General features: G+C 58.2%; 23 protein-coding genes. 14 read left to right on the forward strand and 9 right to left on the reverse strand.

Translation table 11 applies throughout. The annotated features are described in order from the left end of the window. Nucleotides 1–66 precede the first annotated feature (66 nt). Nucleotides 67–480, reverse strand: coding sequence for an RrF2 family transcriptional regulator (locus tag G3M56_RS11700; protein ID WP_164363736.1), 414 nt, complete (start codon nt 478–480; stop codon nt 67–69). Nucleotides 481–620: 140 nt separating this feature from the next. Between G3M56_RS11700 and cysE the strand changes: the two genes are divergently transcribed. The 6 genes from cysE to G3M56_RS14275 all read left to right on the forward strand — a co-directional run bounded on the left by cysE (nt 621) and on the right by G3M56_RS14275 (nt 6680). Beyond that, complete coding sequence (gene cysE / locus G3M56_RS11705; RefSeq protein ID WP_164363738.1) at nt 621–1523, forward strand: serine O-acetyltransferase; 903 nt, start codon at nt 621–623, stop codon at nt 1521–1523. A gap of 192 nt (nt 1524–1715) precedes the next feature. Next, a complete protein-coding gene (locus G3M56_RS11710; protein ID WP_164363739.1) occupies nt 1716–2177 on the forward strand; it encodes a hypothetical protein in 462 nt (153 codons plus the stop codon). A gap of 184 nt (nt 2178–2361) precedes the next feature. Then, nucleotides 2362–3960, forward strand: a complete 1599-nt coding sequence (locus G3M56_RS11715; RefSeq protein WP_164363742.1) for a peptidylprolyl isomerase — start codon at nt 2362–2364, stop codon at nt 3958–3960. Between the two features lie 47 nt (nt 3961–4007). Further along, nucleotides 4008–4379: a tetratricopeptide repeat protein gene (locus tag G3M56_RS11720; RefSeq protein WP_164363744.1), complete on the forward strand. Its 372-nt coding sequence runs from the start codon at nt 4008–4010 to the stop codon at nt 4377–4379. 131 nt (nt 4380–4510) lie between these two features. Further along, nucleotides 4511–6085 carry a methionine--tRNA ligase gene (gene metG, locus G3M56_RS11725; RefSeq protein ID WP_164363746.1) on the forward strand — a complete coding sequence of 525 codons (1575 nt, stop codon included), beginning with the start codon at nt 4511–4513 and terminating at the stop codon, nt 6083–6085. Nucleotides 6086–6296: 211 nt separating this feature from the next. After that, on the forward strand, nt 6297–6680 hold the full coding sequence (locus G3M56_RS14275) for a GxxExxY protein (protein WP_164363826.1): 384 nt from the start codon (nt 6297–6299) through the stop codon (nt 6678–6680). Between the two features lie 119 nt (nt 6681–6799). On the opposite strand, the gene mqo is transcribed toward G3M56_RS14275, so the two are convergent. Further along, entirely contained in the window at nt 6800–8278 is a 1479-nt protein-coding gene (mqo, locus tag G3M56_RS11730) for a malate dehydrogenase (quinone) (protein WP_164363748.1), read from the reverse strand. Nucleotides 8279–8517: 239 nt separating this feature from the next. On the opposite strand from mqo, the gene G3M56_RS11735 reads away from it, so the two are divergent. Beyond that, complete coding sequence (locus tag G3M56_RS11735) at nt 8518–10791, forward strand: alpha-L-fucosidase (RefSeq protein WP_164363750.1); 2274 nt, start codon at nt 8518–8520, stop codon at nt 10789–10791. A 404-nt stretch (nt 10792–11195) separates the two neighbouring features. On the opposite strand, the gene G3M56_RS11740 is transcribed toward G3M56_RS11735, so the two are convergent. Continuing rightward, complete coding sequence (locus G3M56_RS11740; protein WP_164363752.1) at nt 11196–12350, reverse strand: transposase; 1155 nt, start codon at nt 12348–12350, stop codon at nt 11196–11198. Nucleotides 12351–12561: 211 nt separating this feature from the next. Here G3M56_RS11740 and katG point away from each other — a divergent pair, with 211 nt between their 5' ends. The 7 genes from katG (at nt 12562) to G3M56_RS11775 (ending at nt 18942) form a co-directional block, all read left to right on the forward strand. Further along, nucleotides 12562–14757, forward strand: a complete 2196-nt coding sequence (gene katG / locus G3M56_RS11745) for a catalase/peroxidase HPI (RefSeq protein ID WP_164363754.1) — start codon at nt 12562–12564, stop codon at nt 14755–14757. A 78-nt stretch (nt 14758–14835) separates the two neighbouring features. Further along, on the forward strand, nt 14836–15360 hold the full coding sequence (locus G3M56_RS11750; protein ID WP_164363756.1) for a cysteine hydrolase family protein: 525 nt from the start codon (nt 14836–14838) through the stop codon (nt 15358–15360). Nucleotides 15361–15398: 38 nt separating this feature from the next. Further along, nucleotides 15399–16466 carry an SMP-30/gluconolactonase/LRE family protein gene (locus G3M56_RS11755; RefSeq protein WP_164363757.1) on the forward strand — a complete coding sequence of 356 codons (1068 nt, stop codon included), beginning with the start codon at nt 15399–15401 and terminating at the stop codon, nt 16464–16466. A 12-nt stretch (nt 16467–16478) separates the two neighbouring features. Further along, entirely contained in the window at nt 16479–17225 is a 747-nt protein-coding gene (locus G3M56_RS11760; RefSeq protein ID WP_164363759.1) for an SDR family NAD(P)-dependent oxidoreductase, read from the forward strand. A 196-nt stretch (nt 17226–17421) separates the two neighbouring features. Continuing rightward, nucleotides 17422–17946: a hypothetical protein gene (locus G3M56_RS11765; protein ID WP_164363761.1), complete on the forward strand. Its 525-nt coding sequence runs from the start codon at nt 17422–17424 to the stop codon at nt 17944–17946. 66 nt (nt 17947–18012) lie between these two features. Then, nucleotides 18013–18228 (forward strand): hypothetical protein, encoded by a 216-nt coding sequence (locus tag G3M56_RS11770; protein ID WP_164363763.1) that lies wholly within the window; start codon nt 18013–18015, stop codon nt 18226–18228. Between the two features lie 27 nt (nt 18229–18255). Beyond that, a complete protein-coding gene (locus G3M56_RS11775) occupies nt 18256–18942 on the forward strand; it encodes a hypothetical protein (RefSeq protein ID WP_164363766.1) in 687 nt (228 codons plus the stop codon). 144 nt (nt 18943–19086) lie between these two features. On the opposite strand, the gene G3M56_RS11780 is transcribed toward G3M56_RS11775, so the two are convergent. The 6 genes from G3M56_RS11780 to G3M56_RS11805 form a co-directional block, all read right to left on the reverse strand. Beyond that, on the reverse strand, nt 19087–19266 hold the full coding sequence (locus tag G3M56_RS11780) for a hypothetical protein (RefSeq protein WP_164363768.1): 180 nt from the start codon (nt 19264–19266) through the stop codon (nt 19087–19089). A gap of 420 nt (nt 19267–19686) precedes the next feature. Continuing rightward, complete coding sequence (locus tag G3M56_RS11785) at nt 19687–20616, reverse strand: lactate/malate dehydrogenase family protein (RefSeq protein WP_164363770.1); 930 nt, start codon at nt 20614–20616, stop codon at nt 19687–19689. Between the two features lie 69 nt (nt 20617–20685). Continuing rightward, nucleotides 20686–21810, reverse strand: a complete 1125-nt coding sequence (locus G3M56_RS11790; protein WP_164363772.1) for a class II aldolase/adducin family protein — start codon at nt 21808–21810, stop codon at nt 20686–20688. Between the two features lies 1 nt (nt 21811). After that, nucleotides 21812–22081 carry a EutN/CcmL family microcompartment protein gene (locus G3M56_RS11795; RefSeq protein ID WP_164363774.1) on the reverse strand — a complete coding sequence of 90 codons (270 nt, stop codon included), beginning with the start codon at nt 22079–22081 and terminating at the stop codon, nt 21812–21814. 29 nt (nt 22082–22110) lie between these two features. Continuing rightward, nucleotides 22111–22377: a EutN/CcmL family microcompartment protein gene (locus G3M56_RS11800; RefSeq protein ID WP_164363776.1), complete on the reverse strand. Its 267-nt coding sequence runs from the start codon at nt 22375–22377 to the stop codon at nt 22111–22113. Between the two features lie 51 nt (nt 22378–22428). Next, nucleotides 22429–23922: an aldehyde dehydrogenase family protein gene (locus tag G3M56_RS11805; protein WP_164363778.1), complete on the reverse strand. Its 1494-nt coding sequence runs from the start codon at nt 23920–23922 to the stop codon at nt 22429–22431. Nucleotides 23923–23927 lie beyond the last annotated feature (5 nt).

The following is a 23927-nucleotide window of genomic DNA, read 5'->3' on the forward strand; positions in this document are numbered from 1 at the left end:
CCTCTAGCCTCTAGCCTCTAGCCTCTAGCCTCTAGCCTCTAGCCTCTAGCCTCTAGCCTCTAGCCTCTAAATGTAGAACATATCGGCACTCGCCGTGCCTGCCATGTCCTCAAGCGTCGTGGCATGCAACTTCGCATCGACATGACGCGCAATCTCCTGCCATGCCGAAACCACCCGCTGCCCGGACTCCCCGAGCACCTCCAGATCCACATCAATCAAACCACCCTCAAGCGCCTCAACCACTTGCCCAAGTGAAATCTCACGCGGCGGCCGGGCCAACTGATAGCCACCAAACTTCCCCCGCTTGCTCGAAACCAAACCGCTCTTGCGCAAATCATTGAGAATCTGTAGCAGAAAACTGGAGGATACTTCCTCAGCCTGTGCCAACTCCTCCACCCGCGACACACCTCCCGCATCATAACGGTTGGCCAGCTGCACCAACACACGACAGGCATTTTCAAGTTTGCGGGAAATCTTCACGGTTTGATTGATCGCCCGAACCCAGGCCAAAGTAAAATCAAATCCTCTGCAAAGTAATCAATCTTGTCAGCATTTCCCTTTTCGCTAGATTGCGCTAGATTGCGCCCTCCCGCCAAGCGGCTCGTTTCATCGCTCTCATCATGAACACACCTTTTCCCACCTCGTCCTCGCCGGGCGGAGAATCCAGCGTCCCTCACACCACACGACGCCCCGCGGATCTCTCAGCCCACCGCAACGCGGATCCCGTATGGGACGCTCTTCAAGAGGAAGCCGCCCGCGCGATTCAAGCCGAGCCCATCCTCGCCGCAGCCATGGACGAGACCGTACTAGGCCAGCCGTCACTCGAAGCCGCGGTCGCTGCTCGAATCGCCGGCAAACTCGAGGGCCACGGCCTGACTGGAGCCCAGCTTCTGCGCCTTCTCGAAACCGCCTACCTCTCCGACCCTGCGGTAGGTGATGCACTGCGCTGCGACTTGATCGCTATTAAAGACCGCGACCCCGCCGCCGACACCTACCTTGACCCTTTGATGTTCTATAAAGGGTTTCACGCGCTGTCGGCGCACCGTGCGGCTCATTTCTTGTGGAAACAAGGCCGTCACACACTGGCACGCCTTCTCCAAAGCATGATCTCAGAAGCGTTCGCCGTGGATATCCACCCGGCCGCCCGCTTCGGCTGCGGTATTCTTCTTGACCACGCGACCTCTTTTGTCGCAGGTGAAACCGCCATCGTGGAAGACAATGTCTCGATCCTTCACGAAGTCACCCTGGGAGGAACCGGCAAAGAACACGGCAACCGCCACCCCATCGTGCGCTCGGGCGTGCTGATCGGAGCTGGAGCCAAAATCCTCGGCAGAGTCGAAATCGGCCAAGGATCTCGGATCGGCGCCGGCAGTGTCGTTTTGGCAGATGTCCCAGAGCATGTCACCGTGGTAGGCGTTCCCGCAGAAGTCGTGGGACGGGCATCCAGCTCGGAGCCATCCGAATGCATGGACCATTGCTCGATGATGCAGTCATCCGACTTTGAATGGGGCACCGGCATTTGACCCGCGGAAATCAGTCCCCTTCACCCCCCACCACTTCGTTCCCGGACGCCCCTCCGATTCCCGCCAAGTCGACAGAATCTGGTTGCATCCCCGTCTATCGTGGTGAATTGAAACACCTTACTAGTCTAGATTTCCTTAAGATTGCCCAAGCTTGCCACCCGCCAGGGCCAACGGGCGAACTCCTCCACCCCTATGTACCAGTCCCTGATTCTTCCTGTTGGCAGTTCCGACATCGACGGTCCTGATTTCATCCTCGTGCCTTGGAGCGAGGAAAAAGCAGCCCACTTCACCAAGCTCTCGCAGACCGCCCGCGAACTCGCTGAGGACAACGAGAACTTTACCTGCATCCGTTACCGCTCGCCTGAGGCAGCCGGTTTCTTCATGCCGGAAGAGGACGACGAATGGTTCGCCAAGCTGGAGAAACTCCACATCGACAACACCGTCGCATGGGCAACTGAATCCGCGGATGAACTCAAGGAACGCTGGGCAAAACTGCGAGTCCCACTTCCAGATCCACCACGCGTCTCGCTCTACAGCGACGGCAGCGCATTCCTCTCCGGCCCTGTGGCAATCTCGTCACTGCGCTGGGAAACCAGCTGCGGCATCAACGTCTGCGACACCGGTAAAATCACCCCGGCTTACAAGATGCGCTAATTCCCGGCTCGGACAATTTTCCATCCGCGGTCGGCGGGGCGGTCCTGCCATCCCCGCTGACCGCATTTTTTTTGTGTGCGGCGCGCCCCGAATCCGCTAAACACCTCAGACGCGACCACAGCCTCCGAGCACTCGTGGCGCCCATCCCGTCGCACAACCATCGCTCACATCACGCATTCCTGACATGCTCACCACAATCCGCAAAAACCAGAAAGGCCTCCTGATTATCGTCACCATCGCAATCTGCGCGGCATTCGGATGGTTCTTCACCAAAGCCGATACCACGACAGGCCAGCACGTTCCTACTCTCGTGGTGGGCGATGCCAAACTCAAGGTGAGCCAGTACCGACGCATCAGCAACCAACAGATGATCGCAGCTCATCTCCAGTTGCCAGGATCCGAAATCATCTCCCCTCTCGTCAATATGCTGGGTCAGACCCACGGGGAATCCCTCGGTGACGGCGTCTACCCTGCCACCATCCAACTCGTCCGCAATGAAGCCAAGCGCCTTGGCATCGCGGTCAGCGACGACGAAGTCACGGAAATCATCCGCAACACCCCGGCATTCCAGACCAACGGACAGTTCGACGAATCACGCTTCCTCGCCTACGAAGGCGGCGACCCATCCCAGCCATCGGAAGGCATCTACATCGTTCAGCAAACCCCATACGGTCCGGTTCCAGGCGAACGCCCTGTCACCCTCAGCCGCAGTGGTCTCACCGCAGCCGACATCAAGCAGGTCGTTCGCGACTTCCGCTCGGCCCAGAAGATCTTTGAAACCCTCGGGGCTGGCGTCCAAACACCTGAGTGGCGCGCTACACAACGCTACGAACTCCTCAACCAGATCATCACTGCAGACATCCTGGCATTCACCGATGCTCAATTTGAAAGCGAAGTCGACACCTCGGACGAGGCAATTGCCGCCTACTATGAGGAAAACAAAGACCGCTTCATGAACCAGCCTCGCCTGGTGGTTCAGTACGTCAGCTTCGACCACAAGCCGACCCCAGCTGCTGAAAACGAAACCGAAGAACAAGCCGCCGCTCGTGCCAAGGCCGACAACGCTGCCAAAATCGCGATGCGCCGCAAGGCAGACGAACTCTACGAAGCCATCCGCACCGGTAGTTCGTTCGAGCTAGCCGCAGCAAGCTTCGAGGTCAGCCCGACACTCAGCGAACCTTTCGATGTCTTCAACGCACCCGCAGCTCTCCGCCCGGCACAACGCCAGCTCTTGGAAGTCCAAAGCAAGGACGCTCCAGTCATGTTCGTCAACGGCGACCACAGCTCGGTCGTTCTGTTGGTGAAAGACTTCCTCGCCGCTCAGCCAAAGCCACTCGAGTCCATCCGCGACGAAGTGAAAGCCGCACTGGTCAATGCCAACAGCGCAAACCTGGCTGAAGTCGCCGCCAATGAAGCTCAGACCAAACTCGCCGAGCTCGCCAACGGAGGCACCTCACTCGCCGCCCTCAAATCCTCGGCAAACATCACCAACGGCACACTCACCGAAGGACGCCAGGTCGCATTGACCGCTGAAGCATCCGCCGCTGACCGCACTCTCTTCGCCGAGCTCAGCTCGCTCAATGTTGGAGAACTCAGCACTGTCATCCCAACCGCTGACGGCTTCCAGATCGCTCTGATCACCAAGCGTGAAATCGAGCGCTCGGAGACCCGCGAAGAAGAGATCGCATCCCTCGCCAGCCGACTCGCTCTCGAGGCCACCAACAACATCCAGAGCGAATGGTGGACTGAAGCGATCATCAACGCTAATCCACACGTCGAGTAGCCCCGAACCCCAAGTTCGGACCGCGGCCACGTCATAAGCATCCCACCATGAGCGACCAATCCAACGCAACCACCGAAGAACGCGACGCTTTGTTCGATGACGCCAATGGCGACCTCGCTCTGGGGGATATCGACGCCGCGATTCCCAAGTACCGCCGCTGTGTCGAAATCGACCCCGACTTCTTCGACGGCTGGCACGCTCTCGGGATGGTCTTGCTCAAGACCGACCAAGTCCAGGAGGCCATCGGTGCGGGGTTGATGGCCACCACCCTCCGTCCAAACGATCTGCTCGCGTGGACATCACTCTCCCAGATGTACGTCCGTAATGGACAAATCGCCGAAGCCGAGGATGCCAAGGGCAATGCCCGCATCCTCTCGCTGGGTGGAAAGGTGGTTAAAGATACGCCACCATCCGCCTAAACCCATCGCCATCCGATTGAGGATGGCTCCCTTGTCTTAGACGGGATCGCCTCACGCTCACACCGCCGGAATCCGACACCCGGCAACCCAGAGCCCGATCCCGAATCATGAACCACTAGTCTCTCTTTCCCATGCGCCTGATTACCACCGCTATCGACTACACCAACGGCTCGCCTCACATCGGCCACGCCTACGAAAAGGTTCTCGCAGACGTCCTCACTCGCTACGACCGCTTCGCCGGCCGAGACGTCTACTTCCTCACCGGAGTAGACCAACACGGCCAAAAGGTCCAACAAAGCGCCGAGAAGGAGAACGTCCACCCGGCCACCTACGCCAACCGCATCACCAAGGGCTTCCTCAAACTGTGGGAAACCCTCGACGTCAAATACGACGGCTGGGCCGCCACCACCGACCCACGCCACGCCACCTGCGTCCAGGCCATTCTGCAAAAGCTCCACGACGACGGCCAGCTCTACAAGAAGTCCCACCAGGGCTTCTACTCGGTGCGCCAGGAACAATTCCTCACCGATCGCGACCGCAACGAACAAGGCGAGTTCGGCCCGGAATGGGGCGAAGTCCAGGAAGTCGAAGAGGAAAACTGGTACTTCAAACTCTCAGACCACGTGGAATGGCTCCGCGGGTTCGTCGAGTCCCATCCGGATTTCGTCTTCCCTGAGTTCCGCCGTCAGGAACTTCTCAACGCGCTCGAAAAATCGGAAAAAGGCGGAGACCTTTGCATCTCCCGCCCGAAGAGCCGCCTGCGCTGGGGCATCGAACTCCCATTCGACCCTGAGTTCGTCACCTACGTCTGGTTCGACGCCCTGACCAACTACATCTCGTTCGCCGGATACGAAGCGGCCGACAACGCGGAGCTGCCTAAGTTCGAGTCGCTCTGGTCGTCGGAAACCGTCCACATCATCGGCAAGGACATCCTCGTCCCACCACACGGTATCTATTGGCCGATCATGCTCCACGCCATCGGCTTCTCGGACGAGCAAATGCCAAAGCTCCTCGTCCACGGCTGGTGGAACATTCGCGGCGAGAAGATGTCGAAATCCCTCGGCAACGTCGTCGACCCCGCCGAACTCGCCGAAACCTTCGGTCCAGACGGCCTGCGCTACTACCTCGTGCGCGATATCGCCACCGGTGCCGACGCCGACTTCTCACCGGAACGCATCATCACCCGCTTCAACTCGGATCTGGCCAACGATTTCGGCAACCTGTGCAATCGCACACTCAACATGGTCAAGCGCTACCGCGGTGGTGAACTCACCGCCGACTCCGGCTACGACGACGAAATCTGCCAAGCTCTCCGCTCCACCGGCGACTCCGCCCGCGCCGGCTACGCCGAGGCCATGGACAACAACCTCCCACACCTCGCTCTCGAGCACGTGTGGAAATGGATCGTCCAGACCAATCAGTTCGCCGAACAATCCGCTCCATGGGCGCTCGCCAAGGACGAAGACAAAGCAGCCCAGCTCGACGCTGTGCTCTATCACATGGCCGAAGTCATCGCTGAGGTGTCGCTGCTCATTGCTCCTGTCATGCCAGCCGCCGCAGCCAACCTCCAAGACCAACTGCGCCTGACACCAGAGCAACGCTCGATCAAACTCGGTGACCTCGGATGGGGCCTGCTTCCATCCGGCCACACCACCGGCAAACCGAAGCCGCTCTTCCCTCGTCTCCAACTCGAGAAAGAAGACTAAGCACACCCAATTCTCCCAAAACGCCGCGACCGGTCCCAAAACCAGTCGCGGCGTTTTTTTGTACCTGACAAATCAACCACAGAGAACACCGAGTACACAGAGCTTCTCATCCATTGCTCAAGACCTGCTCTTAAACTTCATGATTCACATCAGTGCCACAATATAACATGATAACGATCCAGCGAAAGAGAGCGCAAAAAACTACGATCCGATTTCCAGAGCAGTCATCGGCTGTGCAATCGAAGTACACCGTAGCCTCGGCCCACGCCTACTGGAGCCCGCATATCATAGATGCCTGGAGCACGAGTTGACTCTCGAAAAGGTGCCCTACCAATCAGAGGTACCCCTACCGGTTCGCTACAAAGGGACACGATTGGACTGCGGATACCGAATGGATCTCGTGATCCACGAGCACCTTACCGTGGAACTCAAGAGCGTAAGAAAGATAGAGCCCATCCACGAAGCTCAACTCCTAACCTACATGAGACTATCCGGCCTCAAGGTTGGTCTATTGATCAATTTCAACGTCCCCCTCCTGAGAGAGGGTATTCGACGCTTCGTGATCAACCAACCAATGAAACTCTGTGTTCTCTGAGTCCTCTGTGGTTCAAATACTCGTCGCTTCCTGGTTCCTCAGTCGCTCCGTGGTTCCCCCCTTTCCCATCACACCCCCTTTCCCATCACACCCCCTTTCCCATCACACCCCCTTTCCCATCACACCCCAAGCGCCTCATCCGCAAGCGGCTTCACCCTTGCGTAGCACTCCGGATCCTCCACCAGCTTCACGCCATAAGTCGGGACCATCTCAGCCATCAGCGCCTTCCCTTCCTCGCTATTCAGCAAATGCGGGAAGCTCTTCTCGATCGCCTCGATCATCACATTCACACACACCGATGCTCCAGGCGACGCCCCCAACAACGCCGAAATCGACTTGTCCGCACTGGTCACCACTTCCGTGCCAAAATGCACAATCCCCGCCGAGCCATCCTCCTCGGTGATCGCCTGCACGCGGATCCCCGCATCGATCAACCTCCAGTCCTTCTCGTCAGCTGCCGGGTAAAACCGATGCAACACATCCATTCGGTCCTTCATGCTCTGCGTGCCCTGCTGCACCAAATACTTCACCAGGCCGAGGTTGTAAGCTCCCACTTTCAACAGGGTGAACAGATTGCTAGGCTTCACCGACTTCATCAAGTCAGTCTGCTTGCCGCCCTGATGAAGAAACTTCATCGTCCACGACGCAAACGGCCCAAACAGAATCGCCTTTTTGCCGTCAATCACACGGGTGTCCAAATGGGGTACCGCCATGGTTGGTGCCTCTTCCTGTGCCTGACCGTAAACCTTCGCCTCATGCTGGCTCACGATCTCCGGATCGTCACACACCAGCCACTGACCACCAATCGGAAAACCGCCATAGCCGTGAGCCTCAGGAATCCCAGCCTTTTGCAACAGCGGCAAACTCCCGCCCCCCGCACCCACGAACACAAACTTTGCCGTGTTCTTCTTCACCTCGCCGGTCTTGAGATCCCGCACTTCAATCTCCCAGCGCCCATCTCTCTTCGACAGATCCGTCACCCGGTGCGATGCCACCGCATTGCACCCATCTTGCGCAGAAAGCCACGCAATCAGTTTCCGCGAGACCTCACCAAAGTTCACATCCGTCCCATTCTCCATCTTGGTCGCCGCCACCGGCACGTCGCCCCGCCCGTCCATCAACAATGGCGCCCACTCACCAATCATCTCGCGATCCGTCGTGTACTCCATCGTTGAAAAGAAGTGATGCTTGGAAAGCGCCGCGTGCCGGTCCTTCAAAAAGTCCACCTGCTCCTGCCCATGCACGAAACTCAAATGCGGCACCCGGTTGATGAAATCTCTCGGATTCTCGATCATCCCACTGCGCACCGCATACGCCCAAAACTGCCGCGTCTGCTCAAACTGCTCAAAAACCTCGAACGCCTTGTCCACATCCACCGTTCCATCCGCACGACGGTTCGGCGTGTAGCTCAACTCACAGATCCCCGCATGCCCGGTCCCCGCGTTGTTCCACGCATTGGACGCCTCCTCGGCAAACCCATCAGCCACCTCATAAAGCTGAATCCTCAACTTCGGGTCCAATTTCTTGAGCAACGCTCCAAGATTCGCCGACATCACGCCACTGCCAATCAACACAACATCCGGGTTCTCAATCTGCATGCGCCGAATCTAATCAAAAGCTATCATATAGGAAGCGGGAAATTCGCCTAATACACCAATTTGTTTCCAAATTCACTCCACCGCATAGCACGCCCTCCCGTGGACTCATTTCCCCAAAAAAAGCTGTAAGAAACCTCGTCCCATCGTGTATCCACCTGCACATAAAGTTGCACAAACAGACCGCCATCTAATCCCAACGCACGCCCGCCCCCAACGATCACCTTCAAGCCCTGCCAACCATGCCAAAAACACTCACCCTCGCCTCGCTCGCTCTCGTAACCAGTACTCTCGCGGCAGACCAGAAAATCATTCAGTCCTATCAGTTCACCGGCAAGGAAACCGCTGCAGAGAAAATCGAGATCGCCGCAAATATCGTCCCTCACGAACGACAACTGGCCTATCACCACGAAGAGTTCATCGCGTTCATCCACTTCGGACCTAACACCTTCACAGGAAAGGAATGGGGCAACGGCATGGAAGATCCAAAAGTCTTCAACCCCACCAAGGTCGACACAGACCAGTGGTGCCGGATCATGAAGGACGCAGGCATGACCAAGGTCATCATCACCATGAAGCACCACGACGGGTTCTGCACTTGGCAAACCCGCTACAATGACCAGTTCTCTGTGCTGGCCTCACCATGGAAGGACGGCCAAGGGGATGTCCTCAAACTCCTTTCCGCCTCAGCCAAGAAATACGGCCTCAAGCTCGGTGTCTACTTATCACCAGCCGACCTCTATCAGATCGAGCACCCCGAAGGCCTTTACGGAAACCTCTCAAAAAAGGTCGATAGCGTCATTCCCACAGCACCGGACTCATTCCACTCCGACCCCATGAAGCAGCGCGAGATCGACCACGATATGCCTGTCTTTCACGCCAAGGTCGACGATTACAACCGCTACTTCATGAACCAGCTCTACGAACTGCTCACCGAGTATGGAGAAATCCACGAGGTCTGGTTTGATGGAGCCCATCCAAAGCGCAAGGGCGGCCAAACCTACGACAAAAAATCGTGGTTCAAAATGATCCGTCAACTCGCCCCTGACGCCGTCATTTTCGGCGGACCAGACATCCGGTGGTGCGGAAACGAACACGGAGGCACCCGGAAAAACGAATGGAACGTGATCACCATGCACGACATGGACGATCATTCCGGTCTCGATCGCCGCGAAGAAACCATCGGTTACGAGTCGGAAATCGTAAAACCGTCCTTCACCGTCTACGGCAAGGAGTGGAAAGCAAATTTCCTCAACTACTCTATCTCTGAAGTCGACACCTCGATCCGCGGTGGATGGTTCTGGCGCAATGATCATGAACAACCCGTCAAAAGCGCAGACTGGGTATTCGACGTCTATGAACGCTCGGTCGGAGGCAACGCCGTCTTCTTGCTCAACATCCCACCGAACAAAGATGGCGTCTTCTCTGAACGGGATACCCAATCGCTCCTCGAAGCCGGTCGCCGTATCAAAGCCACCTACAGAACGAATCTCGCCGCAGGATTGCAATCTGATGCCCCTAATCTGGATGATCAGGACCTCAACACCTTCTGGCAACCCGATGGCTTGTCCGGCCAGTTCACGCTGACGCTGCCACAACCACAAACCATCAACCGCTTCACCCTCCAGGAGTCCATTACCAAAGTGGGCCAACGGGTCAAATCCCATGCCGTAGACGCATGGATCAACAACCAATGGCAGGAAGTCTCGGCGGCCGAAGCCATCGGCTACAAACGCATCCACCGCTTCCCGGCTGTCACTACGAATCAATTCCGCGTCCGCATTCTCGACGCCCGGGCAACACCCTCCATCGCCGAAGTCGCCGCCCATTATTATCAAGCCCCTCCGAAGAGCGTTACCATCACCGCGCATCACGGTATCGTCACCTTGAACACCGCCTCCACCGCCGGCCACGACACGCCTTCCCCGGACTCACTTGAAATCCGATACACGCTCGATGGCACTGAACCCACCCAGACATCGCCACTCTACTCCGGCCCCATCACACTCAATGAGGGCGGCACTGTATCTGCCCGCAGCTTCGCCGGCAACGCGATGGGGGAAGTCACAACCACTCGCGTCGGGATAAGCTCCGAGGGATGGAAAACCACCGCAAGCAGCGCCCACGCCGGGTACGACGCCTCCAAAGCCACCGATGGAAATCCAAACACATTCTGGCATACATCGTGGGCACCCGGAGCTCCCGCACACCCACACACGCTTACCATCGAACTCCCTCAGCCTCGCAAAATTACCGGCTTCACCTATCTGCCCCGCCAAGACAAACGAGTTCCAGACTCCATGATCGAGAGCTTCAAGCTCGAAGCATCTCTCGATGGCAGCACCTGGTTCGCTCTGGGACATGGAGAGTTCGGCAACATCCTTAACGATCCTTCACAGCGCACGCATCTCTTCAAAAAAACGACACACCTCAAATTCTTCCGCCTCACCTCTTTGAGTTCCCCACAAGGCAAACCCTACGCCGGCGCCGCCGAAATCAGCCTCCTCGCAAACTAGCCTCCCAGCACTCTCTCGTCCTCGCCCCGACCGCGATTTGATGCCAGCCATCAATTGCAATCAATTGCACTCGCAGCACCACCAAAACACACAACCGACTCATAGCAAATCACTTCCAAACCACTAGAAATAGAAACCAACTGACCAACGTTGGCGCAGAGATGGCGCAGAAAAGATCACACCACGTCTCCATCGCCGCCTACTCCGAATCAAGAAAATCTTCCCTCCCGGAAAAATATGAAATATTTCTCTATTTCTACCTAATCCATTGCCTAACTCCACCGTTCCTTACACAGCGGAGGCTCTCGCGCTTATGTTGCGGCGCAAAGCTCCGTTAGTCGCTAGTTAGACTGGGGTTGTTCTGACTAGCGACGTTTTTTTGCCCAGATCTCACTCAGTTCACCTTAGCCCCAGACATCCTTCACAAGATTCTTCATCGTGAAGTGATTCTCATCCTGCAGCCTCCCCCGTTTATCAGGAACGCGTATCCGACTCGCCAAAGTCTTTCTCTTGTCAGAGAAGCTCCCCGCGTAGCGCCGGAAGGCATCCTCCACAAAGCCCCGCGTTCCAATAACCAAGCTGTCGCTGAAATACCGCGTCCTCCGCATCAAATGACGCGTAAGCGCTGAATCGTTGGTGGAACCCTGTCGATCACCAACACGAGCTTCACGTGCGATTACAAAAGCCAACGCCTCCCGGTAGAGCTTACGCGCCGTCCCGTCACCTCGCTCCCAACTGTCCACCGCACAGTGCACAGCCTTGCAGATCCCTCGGCGAGCCCGGCGACTCCCACCAGCCTCAGCTTCCGCCCAGCCGCACCATCGATAATTCACGGGATCATCCACAAGCCTGGCCCTCACTGGGTTCAGATCAATATACAGAGCCACACTACGCATCGCCGCATCACTGCCAATCAACACACTCTTGAACCGCTCCATCCAAAGCGTGCCTTTGCGTTCATGCCTACGATTGTACCAACGGGTAAACCGGACCTTCACCTCATTCACAAAGCGTGACACATCGCACATTCGCGCCAGCAATCGCTCGATAATCTCTTTTCTCGCCTTCTCCTCTCCCCGCTTGCGCAGCGTCTGCAGCTGGTTCTCTAGGATCTGCACCGCATCGAGCGAGTACAAACACGAGATATGCTTCAGCAGCAATTTTTCTCCGCCAGGTTGCCTGAACTTCTCCAACGTCTTCTCCGCATCCGGCACCACGGCCAACACGTGGAAATGGTTTCCCATCACCGCGTACGTCACCACCTTCACCATCGAAAAGCGCGCCATCTTCCAGATCAGCTTTCTCAGAGCCTCCTTTTCCACATCATCGAAGAACACCTCGCCCCCCACGGTGCGACTCATCACGTGGTAACAAGCATCACGCCCCTTCTCCCCGAGAATCCGCTTTCGTTTGCGCTGCATACTCACCACTTTTCCGTCCGGTCCCTCGCGCAGATCCCACCATCCTGCGCCAACTTTCGCCGCGGTCTTTGCCTCGATACCAACCAACGCCCTACGCAAATCATCGCCCATTCCACGGGCCTTCGCTGTCGTTCTCATACCAATGATTACGTCGCGAAATGGTGCGCGGCCGCATTTGATGGCTGGCATCAAATTGTAGCTTCCTTTGCCTGATGGGTGTTAGCGGGCGCTTGAAAAGCGCAACATGGAGCAAGGCGAGGCATCTGATTTTGGCTGCGCCTCGTAGGTGGGGTGCGCGCGCTGTTACCACATGGCGCGAAGGAATCTACCACCTCAAAGACCACCAACGATGAGCGAACTTGGAAAATGCCCGATCACCGGAATGTCCGCCCGCCCTGCTGCCAGCGACGGAACAACTAACAAAGACTGGTGGCCCGACCAGCTCGATCTATCGATCCTTCATCAAAACCCACCGGCAGGTGACCCGCTGGGAGCGGACTTTAACTATGCCGAGGCGTTTCAGCAGCTAGACCTTAAGGCGCTCAAGGAGGATCTCTACGCGCTGATGACGGATTCGCAGGACTGGTGGCCGGCTGACTACGGGCACTACGGTCCGTTCTTCATCCGCATGGCCTGGCACAGCGCCGGCACGTACCGCACCGGAGACGGCCGCGGCGGCGCACGTTCCGGAGGACAACGCTTCGCCCCGCTCAACAGCTGGCCTGACAACGTTAACTTGGACAAAGCACGACGTTTGCTCTGGCCGATCAAACAAAAGTACGGCGAAAAAATTTCCTGGGCTGACCTGATGATTCTTGCCGGCAACTGCGCGCTCGAATCAATGGGGTGCCCAAGCTTCGGCTTCGGTGGCGGCCGAGAAGACGTCTGGGAAGCGGAAAAAGACATCTACTGGGGCACCGAAACCGAGTGGCTGGGCGACAAGCGCTACTCCGGCGACCGCGACTTGGAAGATCCGCTCGCTGCAGTACAGATGGGACTCATCTACGTCAACCCCGAGGGGCCAAACGGAGATCCAGATCCAGTCGCCTCCGGGCGTGATATCCGCGAAACCTTCGGCCGCATGGCAATGAACGACGAAGAAACCGTCGCACTCATCGCCGGCGGGCACACCTTTGGCAAATGCCACGGTGCTGGTGACCCCGATCTCGTCGGCCGCGAGCCCGAAGGCGCCCCGATCGAACAACAAGGCCTCGGCTGGATGAGCAGCCACGGCTGCGGCAACGCCGGCGACACCATCAGCAGCGGCATCGAGGGTGCTTGGAAAGCCAAGCCCGCCGAATGGAACATGGGCTACCTGAACACACTCTTCAAGTACGACTGGGAATTGGTCAAGAGCCCGGCAGGTGCCCATCAATGGCTGGCCAAAGACGTCGACGAAGAAGACATGGTCGAAGATGCCTTTGACCCGGCAAAGAAGCATCGCCCGATGATGACCACCGCCGATCTCTCCTTGAAGTTCGACCCAATTTACGAGCCCATCGCGCGTGACTACCAGCAGAACCCGGAAAAGTTCGCCGACGCCTTTGCCCGTGCGTGGTTCAAGCTCACCCACCGCGACATGGGGCCTCGCGTTTGCTATCTCGGACCGGAAGTCCCAGACGAAGACCTCATCTGGCAGGATCCCGTCCCTGCAGTTGATCACGAGTTGGTCAATCCACACGACATCGCCGATCTAAAACAACAGATCCTCGCCAGCGGACTGACAACCGCCGAACTGGTCGCCACTGCGTGGGCGGCGGCCTCCAGCTTCCGCGAGTCCGACCGCCGCGGGGGCGCTAACGGCGCCCGCATCCGTCTGGCACCGCAGAAAGACTGGGCGGCCAACGAACCGGAACAACTCACCAAGGTACTGACCGCTCTGGAAGGGATCCAATCCGCGTTCCATATCGCTCATGGCGACTCCAAACGAGTATCGCTGGCAGACCTGATTGTCCTTGGCGGGTGTGCAGCGGTCGAGCAAGCCGCGCTCAGCGCCGGGCATGCAGTGCAAGTCCCCTTCACCCCGGGCCGCACCGACGCCAGCCAAGAGCAAACAGACGCCGAAGCCTTCGCTCCGCTTGAGCCCATCGCCGACGGCTTCCGCAACTTCCTCAAACCCAATGTCGCCACCAAAGCGGAGAAATTGTTACTCGACCGGGCCCAACTGCTCACGCTCACTGCACCGGAGATGACCGTCTTGGTAGGTGGCCTACGTGTGCTGGGGGCCAACCACAAACAATCCGAGCACGGAGTCTTCACCAAGCACCCGGGCACGCTCACCAACGACTTCTTCACCAACCTGCTGGACATGCGCACCACGTGGCATCCATCCAACGACGTCGAGGGGATGTTCGAGGGGCGCGACCGCAGCACAGGTGCGGTGAAATGGTCTGCCACCCGGGTGGACCTGATCTTCGGGTCCAATTCGCAACTGCGCGCTCTGGCCGAGGTATACGCGGCGCAAGATGCCGAAGCCCGGTTCGTCAGCGACTTCATTACAGCCTGGGACAAAGTCATGAACCTCGACCGCTTCGACCTCGCCTAGTCCCACCTCTCAAAGCACGTGCCGGCACGCCAACGACAGCCGACGCGTGCTTCCCATATACCCCACCCCTTGCCTCCCATGAAAAAGGCCATCCTTCTCATCGATCTCCAAATGGACTACTTCCCTGGAGGTTTGTTCCCGTTATGGAATGCAGACCCATGCCTCGATGCGGTCAAACACGCCATCGATCTCGCAAAACAACGCGAAGTCGAGATCATCCACATCCAACACATCGCGAATCCGGAGGCTGGCATCGCCCCGTTCTTCAACAAAGGTACCGACGGCGCAGCCATCCACCCAGATGTACTCGCCGCCGCACCGGAAGCTCCGGTAGTGATCAAAGAATACGCTGACTCGTTTCATGAAACCGGTCTCGAGCAACTACTCACCGACCTCGGAGTCGGGGAGCTCTTCATCTGCGGAATGATGACCCAAAACTGCGTCACCCACACTGCAATCTCGAAAGCAGCCGAGAAATACAAAGTCACTATTCTGCCCGACTGCTGCACCTCGGTCAGCGAGCCAATCCACCTGATCGGCCTCCACGCTGTCTCCACCCGCGTCCCGCTCATTCCCGCCGATCAAGCACTCGGCAGTCAATAAACTGCGCACCATTTCCAACTGCTCCCCCATTCTCCGCAATGAAACATCCACTCACCGTGTTGCTGGCTGGCGCTCTGATCGCCTGCCCGCCAGCCCATGCTCAGAAGGACGGCCAGCCGCCGCTCAAAGTCGAAGCCTCATCGGCCAAACAATGGACCGGAGTCGCGATTAGCTCCGACGGACGGCTATTCGTGAACTATCCGTATTGGTCCGATAACGTTCCCGTCAGCGTAGCGGAGATCAAAGACGGCAAAGCAGTTCCCTACCCGTCGCCCGAGTGGAACGACCGCACCAGCGACGCGCATTTCAACGCGGTGCAATCCGTAGTCATCGATGCCAAAGACCGCCTTTGGGTCCTCGATACCAACAACCCGCAATTCAAAGGCGTACAGAAGCAGGGCCCCGTGCTCTACCAAATCGACCTCAAAACCAACCAAAAGGTCAAAGCCTACCCATTCCCGGAAGGAGTCTACCGCCCCAACTCCTACTTCAATGATGTGCGCATCGACACCGAATCCAACGTCGCCTACCTCACCGATTCCGGTAACGGTGCGTTGATCGTGCTCGATCTCAAATCCGGCGAATCACGCCGCCTGCTCGAAGGACATCCGTCGGTGAAAAGCGAACTCGACCAGCTCGTGTGCGACGGCGTCGTCTGGAAAAACAGCGTGGACGCCGACGGCATCGCCCTGACTCCTGACCGGCAGTATATCTACTTCATCGCCCTCACCAGCCACACGCTCTACCGGGTTGAAACCGCAGCTCTCACAAATCCCGAGCTCTCCCCAGACGAGCTGGCAGAGCAGGTCGAACAGGTCGCCAAGGTCCCAGCCACCGACGGGATGATGTTCGATTCCACTGGCAACCTCTGGCTCGGAGGCCTCGAAACCAACAGCATCAACCAACTCCACCCCGACCACAAAGTCAGCGAAGTCCTGCAGGCGCCGAGCATCCGCTGGGCCGACTCATTCGCCATCGGCCGCGATGGACGGATCTACTTCACCACCTCACAGATCCACATTCCAGAGGACAAGCGCCAGCAATACCAAGTGCTCTCGTTCACCCCCGCTGATCCTGCGGACACCACCGCTCCACCAGAACCCTAACCTCACCCGCTAATGAGCAATCAAACCATTCTCATCACCGGAGGCAACGCCGGCATCGGTCTTGCAACCGCCAAGCTCTTCGCCTCCAATGGATACAATGTCGCGATCATAGGGCGTCGCGCGGAGCAAAATGAATCCGCGGCCGTTGCTATCAAGGAGATCGGCGCAAGCTGCCTTCCCCTCACAGGCGATGTCACCGACGAAACATTCATCCGCGATGCCGTGGCTCGGACCAAAAGCGAATTCGGCGGCCTGCACCATGTGTTCAACAACGCGGGCGTCGAACAGGTTCCATCGCCACTCCCCGACCAAACGATCGACGACTACCGCAAGATCATAGATGTCAACGTGATGGGCGTGTGGCTGGTGATGCGCGAGACCATTCCAACCATCATCGAATCCGGAGGGGGCTGCGTGGTGAACACATCATCCGTCGCGGGACTCATCGGCATGGTTCAAATCCCACTCTACATTGCCGCCAAGCACGCCGTGATCGGCCTCACCAAAGCCGTCGCGCTTGAATACGCGCAACAAGGCGTGCGCATCAATGCCGTCTGCCCCGGTGCCGTGCAAACCGATCTCTACGATCGCTTCACCGGCAAAAACGCGGAGATGGAACAAGCCATCGAAGCCATGCACCCCATGGGCCGCAGCGGCACACCTGAGGAAGTCGCCTCCGCCGTGCTCTACCTCTGCCGCGACGCCACCTGGACCACCGGCCAAAGCATCGTCATGGACGGCGGGTTCACCGCGCAATAGCGCCAGCACATCGCCTCGAGCACCGGGCAAGGCTCACTGATGCATGGTGGGCTCCCGGTGGCTCCAGCGCATAAATGGGAGCAAAAATCCTCTTGTTGAGAACTCGCTAGCCCCCCTAAGCTCCGCGCGATATCCGTGCCTCGTTAACCATTTGGTTAACCAGTGCAAGAGAGCTCAACAAACGATCTTCGCCCCTATGAAATACCCCACCCTGATCCTTCTTTCTTTGCACCTTGGCTTCAGCGCATACGCTGACGATGCACTCTCCGCCTGTGTCGCGGAAGTTGAGCAAAAGTTCGTCGACATCGACCAAACCATCACCAACTACTTCAACCAGAGCGACGCCACAGCCGAGCCGCTCCCAGCCAGTGAGGTGATCGTCCGCCAAGTGTGCATGGAAGGGATCGAAGAAAATACCCAAAAGGTCAACAGTCTGAGCGCAGACGACAAGGTCAAGAGGGCCGCCAGAAAAGAGACCAAACGCATCAAAAATGCACTGGTTCACCAGCACCAAGCCGAACTTACCCAAATCGCGCTCGACATTCTCCAGCGCAAAATCAGTGAATCGCTCAAGAGGGGCAGCGAGCTGATTGTTAAAAAGGCCCGCTCCGAGGACCACACCTTAAAGGGCTTCGACGGTGAATGGCTTCAAGAAGCCATCACCACCTACCGCATCTCAAAGCGCCGCCTGGATGCGATTGAAAGCGCTGCCGCAGAGTAATCGGAGCGGCTTTATCCTCCGCACGCCAGCTTCCCGGCAGGGTTTCTCTCCCCCATCCCCCGAGCGATGTACTATTTCGTAACCGCCACCTGGCTTGTCGTAACCACCGTCAGCTACGTTCAGGGCAACCGTAAGTTCCCCATGGTGCTTGCGGTTCTTGGAGTATTGCTTCAGCTGGGAATCTGGATGCTGGGCATCGGCTACATCGGAATGGTTGGTTTGGCGATCCTTGCAATCGCCGGAATGTTCTCCGTACCTGAGATCTTTTTCCCGGGGCGTTGATGACTTGTCTGCTAGAGTCACTGCCGAATGGTCAATATCCAGACATGGCATAGGATTTGCCTTAGCGCTTACTTGATTTTTCCAAGTATCCTCGCCGTATGGATGCTTCCGAAAGACTCGCCTTGGCAGCTAGCCGCGATCATCGGGATAGGATGGGGACTCTTCATCGCGGTGACCGGCGCCGTCATCGGAGTCATTTTCACCTTTGGCAAACTGCGCTTCGGCTGCCCCCGCTGTCATGCTCCGAGTTTGGCAACTGGAGGCGGCCGAACCATGGGCCTGCAGTGCCCACGTTGTGGCATTTTAGAACTCCAGCCAGGGCGACTTTCCGGGCTATACGTTCAGCCCAAGAAAAGACCATCACAGCTTGCGGAGAAGCTCCGGCTAGCACCGATCTCACCGCTGCTAGCTCCGATGCGGCATTGGTTCGCCTTCTCCATCATCTTCTCCCCCGTCGTAGCATCAGTGATCGCTGCGTCGGTGATTCACAGGTTCAGTTTCATTTACCTCCTAATCCCAGGCTTCTGGTGCTATGCCGTCGGCGGCTTCATCATTGCAGCGATCGCTAGCGGCCAAATCAGCGACAATCAGGGCACCGCCACTCGAACGCAGTCGCCGCTTCGCTTTTGGAGCAAAGTGGGACTGTGGAGCCTGTTCTATCTTTTTGCGGCAGCATCTCCCATCGGCATCGCCCTGCAAGAAAGCGCCAAATAGCCATTCAGCAAGGATCCACAACGAGACTGCCAACGACTTGCCAACGTTTCCTGCCCTCGACTTTCCAGCACCCTCTCAGGGTGCGCGATCGGGGCGTCCATCAACCCACAGGGCTGAAGCCCTGTGCTTTGGTCCAACCTCCTTTCAGGAGGGATGCTGGAAGGACAGCGCTGCAGCCTGATGATTGGCCGCACCAACGCATTCTTCGGGATGAATGATTGTTGCGACGCGATGCCGATAAATGAAAAGCGATGTCCACGCCTTAGCCGACGCTGCCGCTTCCGCATCGACAGAAAATCCACCAGGCAACTCGATGCGGGCCATACCTTCCCTGAAAGGGAAATGGAACCCAGCCCAGGGTGACGGGAGCCTCAGGCGACCACACCCTGGGGAATCGCACCGCACCAGCCAACCGGCCGAGCGGGCGTCGCCACCGAAGCGGACTGCCTACCCGATGGCCGCCTCCTGCCATCATCGGACACCTTAATGTCGTGCAGCGCGGCTGCGTCAATCAGGACACGTTTTGTTCAATTCGACCTGAAGCAAAGCGCGTTGATCACCACCACCGGCTCCGCCTGCAATCGAAAGCAGTGATTCTCACTGCACTCCCAAACGCCATCGCTTCATCGGCCGGTAATCTGCAAAGTCCCACGCAAAAAGATCAGATTACCGAGTCGCCTACCTTTTCGTGGCTTCTCGTGTTTCTTGCGGCCCATCCGTCAGGACACGTTCGTCCTGCCTTCCCTACCCTCGGGCGACTTGGCGGAGCATGTCTTTGAGCGCTTTGGCGGAGGCTAGCAACGCTTGCTTTTCCTTCGGCCACAAATCGATCTCAAGATGCTTCTCCACCCCGTGTCGTCCTACAATAGTCGGTACACTCAGGCAGACATCGCGCAGACCGTAGGCTCCCTGTTGGAGACTCGAGACGGGCAACAACTGCTTCTTATCGAGCGCGATGGCGTGAACAGTTTCGGCAATCGATGCCCCGACCGCCCATCCGGCCCCGCCCTTGCGCGAGATCACTTCGGCTCCGCTCTTCTTGGTACGTTCAAAAACCTGGCGCTGGTAATTGGCGTCGCACCCATTCACTCCGGCAAGCGGCAAGCCGCCCACAGTAGCAGACGACCACACCGGCAACATACTGTCGCCGTGCTCGCCGAGAATCAGCGCCTTCACCTGGGTCGGAGCCAGCTCAAGGTCGTTGGCGATCAGCGAGCGGAAACGTGCCGTGTCGAGCATCGTGCCCAGTCCGATCACCTGTTGCCATGGCAAACCGAGATAGCTCACCGCGAGATGCGTCAGAATATCCACCGGGTTCGAGACGACGAACACAATCGCGTCGTCCTTCATTCCCGCCGACTTGATGCTGTGGAGGATCTGGGAAAACAACCCCACGTTCCGGTTGATCAAATCGAGTCGTGATTCGTCCGGCTTGCGGCGCAGACCTGCGGTGATGATGAACACATCCGAGTCCGCGGCACGGGCATAGTCGCCGGCATAGATGCGCTGGTCTGACAAGCACGAGGCCCCGTGGAGCAAATCGAGCGCCTCGCCCTCGGCGAGCGCTTCATTGGCATCGAGAATCTGGATCTCGGAGACGATGCCGGCGCACTGGAGGCAGATCGCCGCATTCGACCCGACGCGGCCACCGCCGCCGATGATGGAAACTTTCATGAACTGGTTATTGGGGATTGGTTACTAGGGACTAGTAATTAGGGAGAAGTGCGACGCTGGGGCGTCGGGCTATTTCTTGGCCGCCATGATCTCGTCGGTGATGCGTTTGACCAACGCCTCGGCATCCGGCACGAAGTCGGCCGAGTCATCGACCATCGCGGGGCTGATTGCGGTGAACGTACCAGGGCGGAAATCGTCGTGGCACAACTCACATTCCTTCATCCCCTCGCGAGGATCCTCCATCCCGATCGAGCGCCGGATGTCGAAGATATCCTGCATCTTGTCGCTCGGGATGCGCTGGAGCTTGCCGCCATTGAGCTGGCTTGCCACCCACACGGTCTGGCAGGCGGTCTCCATATTTTCCAACTTCCAATAAGCATCCTCCACGTCCGTGCCCCAGGTCATCACGCCGTGGTTAGCGAGCAGGATGGCGGGGTTGTCTTTTCCGATCTCCGCCACCGCCGACGCATTTTCCGGGCTACCCGGCGTCTGGTACGGCACGAGGCGAATGGGTCCGGTGAAGATTTCGGCTTCCGAGCAAAGGCAGGTCGGCGGTTCGATCCCCGCCACCGCGTAAGCCGTGGAATACGGAGGGTGTCCGTGGATCACGCTCTTGGCCTTCGGCTGCAACTTCATGATCGCCAGGTGCGTGTTCGCCTCACTGGTTCGCTTGCGCCAGCCGGCTTTCTGATTCCCGTCGAGATCAACCAGCGCGATGTCATCGGCGACCAATTCCCCCTTCGAGCGCAGGGTCGGCGTGCAGAGCACCAAGTTGTCCCCGACTCGCACCGTGATGTTACCGCCATTGCCGTCGACCATATTGCGCATCCACATCTTGTGGCCAACGTGCACGATGGCCTCCTTCAACTTCTGGATCTCCGGAGAATAGAAGAACCGCTGGATCTCCTCGGGCGTCTGAGGGTCCTGCCCGGCAGGCCAGTGATACTCAAAACTCGGGACAATCGGCTCCGGCGGCACGGTCGGCACGCCGGGTGGCAACGGTGGAAATCGGTCGGCGGCAGATGGGGCGGACTTAATTCCCTGCCCCGATGCGTATGCCGGTGCTTGTTTGCCCGCTGCGCGGATCGCATCACGCGCCGACGGTGTGAGCACCGCCCCCGCGGGGATGGTGTCGAGGCTCATGCCGCTGCGCAGCATTTGCTGGATGTCTCGTTCGGTAAATACCTTCTTCATACTAGCTAACAGGCTGGTAATGGATTGAATCAAAAATCGTGACGCTGATAGCGTCGATGGGTGTGGGTCGGTCGAATGGCGCGGCGGCTTCCGCTCCCTCGACAAACCCGATAATGTCGCCCTGCCCCGCTCCAACGGCGTCGTACACGACCAGTGTCGGCTGGGCGGTGATGGCAGGTGCTTGGGTGAGGCAATCGTTGAGCTGCCCGGCGTCCACAGGGTTCACCAACAACCAGCGGCCGCCATCGAGCGACGGTTCCTGGGTGTTCATGACCACTCTGCCGATAACGTGTCCGATCCTCATGCCTCTACCTCGTCAATGATTGCCTGGATGAACATGCGGGCCGGTGACTTTTCATCGTGGACTAGTCCGCGGGCGGCGATGCCGTCGCTGCTCACGACCACCCGTTGGTGCAAGCCGGCACCCAGCGTATCGAGCGCCACAATCGGCGTCCCCGCGGCTGCACCGTCGGCATCCAACGGTTGCACCAGCAACATCTTGAAGCCACCCAACGACGGGTGCTTGGTAGATGCGACTGCGTTTCCAACGACTTGGGCGTGAAGCATAGGGTTGATCAGTTCAGCGATGGGAAATTGTCAGACTTGAGCCTCGTGGCATCACACGATGCGCAGGTTCTCGACCATGACGCAGCGGCGTGTGCGGGTGAATGTCTTCGGTGTGGTGATCCCTTCCCCCGTGGTCGTGGCGATCGAGTAACTCAGGTAGCCTTCGCCGCCCAATCCGAGCCCCGCCACGCACGAGCCATTTTTGATGAAGATCGTGGTATCCAAAGCTCGCGCCATGTAGGTCATGCGGTCGACATTGGTCGAGTGAATGATCGCCGAATGGCGGTAGCCGTGCTCGGTCTCCTTGGCCTGCGCCACCCCGGTCTCAAAGTCAGGAACGCGCACCACTGGCAGCATCGGCATCATTTGCTCTTTTTGCACAAACGGATGCTCGAGCGGAGCCTCGGCAAAAAGCAGCTCTGTCTTGGATGGAACCGTGACGCCCGCGTGCTTCGCCAGCACCGCCGCATCCGCACCGATCAGGTCGCGGTTGAGTACCTTCTGCGCACACCCACCGCCGCCGTCGACGGTTGAAAACGCCACATCACCGAGCTTCTCGAGCTGTGCTCCGTTCAAGCGCACGGCGCCGGCTCGCTCCATCTGCTGCAGGAACGCCTCAAATACGGAGTCCACCACAAACACGGCCTTCTCACCGATGCAGAGCAAATTGTTATCGTAGGCAGCACCAGCGATGATGCATTCCGCTGCCTTATCGAGGTTGGCGGTTTCATCCACCACCACCACCGGATTGCCGGGACCGGCGCAGATCGAGCGCTTGCCCGACTTCATCGCAGCTTCTACCACGGCAGGGCCACCGGTGATGGCCAGCAGCGCGATGTGTGGGTTGTTACAAATTTTATCGAACGTTTCGATGGTAGGCTCCTCGATCGTGCAGATCAGATGCGAGATCCCGAGCTCCTTTTCGATCGCCTGGTTGTAGGCGCGCACCGCCATTGCCGCGCTCTTGGCTCCGCCTGGATGCGGGTTGAAAACCACCGCATTGCCAGCTGCCACCATGTTGATCACATTGCCGGTCAAGGTCGGCACCGAATGGGTGACCGGCAGGATCGCCCCGATCACACCAAAAGGCGCGTACTCCTCGAGCATGATCCCATAGTCGCCGCTCATCGCATCCGGCCGCAGCCACTCGACCCCCGGCACCTTGTCGATAATCTGCAACTTCTCGATCTTGTGGTCGAGGCGGCCGATCTTCGTCTCGTTCAATTCAAACCGTCCCCACGCTTCGGCGTTGGTCAAACAAACGCGTTTGACGATCTCAATCACTTTGGCACGCCCCTCCACCCCAAGCTCCTTGAGCTGGAGAAACGCCTGATGCGCCGCCTCCGACGCCTGACACACGTGCTTGAACACACCATACGTGCCCCCCACACCCGGTGCCTTGGCGCAGGGCTTCTCCGCCGACGCTTGCGCTGGCGCTGATGCCGCAGGCGCAGGTGCGCTTGGTGCCTGCCCTTCGATGACTCCCAGGCGGGCGATCACGTCTTCCACCACCCCGCGCAATGTGTCTTGATCGATTGTTCTCATACCTT

It is taken from the genome of Sulfuriroseicoccus oceanibius (genome assembly GCF_010681825.2).
In the GTDB taxonomy this organism is placed as follows: Bacteria; Verrucomicrobiota; Verrucomicrobiia; order Verrucomicrobiales; family SLCJ01; genus Sulfuriroseicoccus; species Sulfuriroseicoccus oceanibius.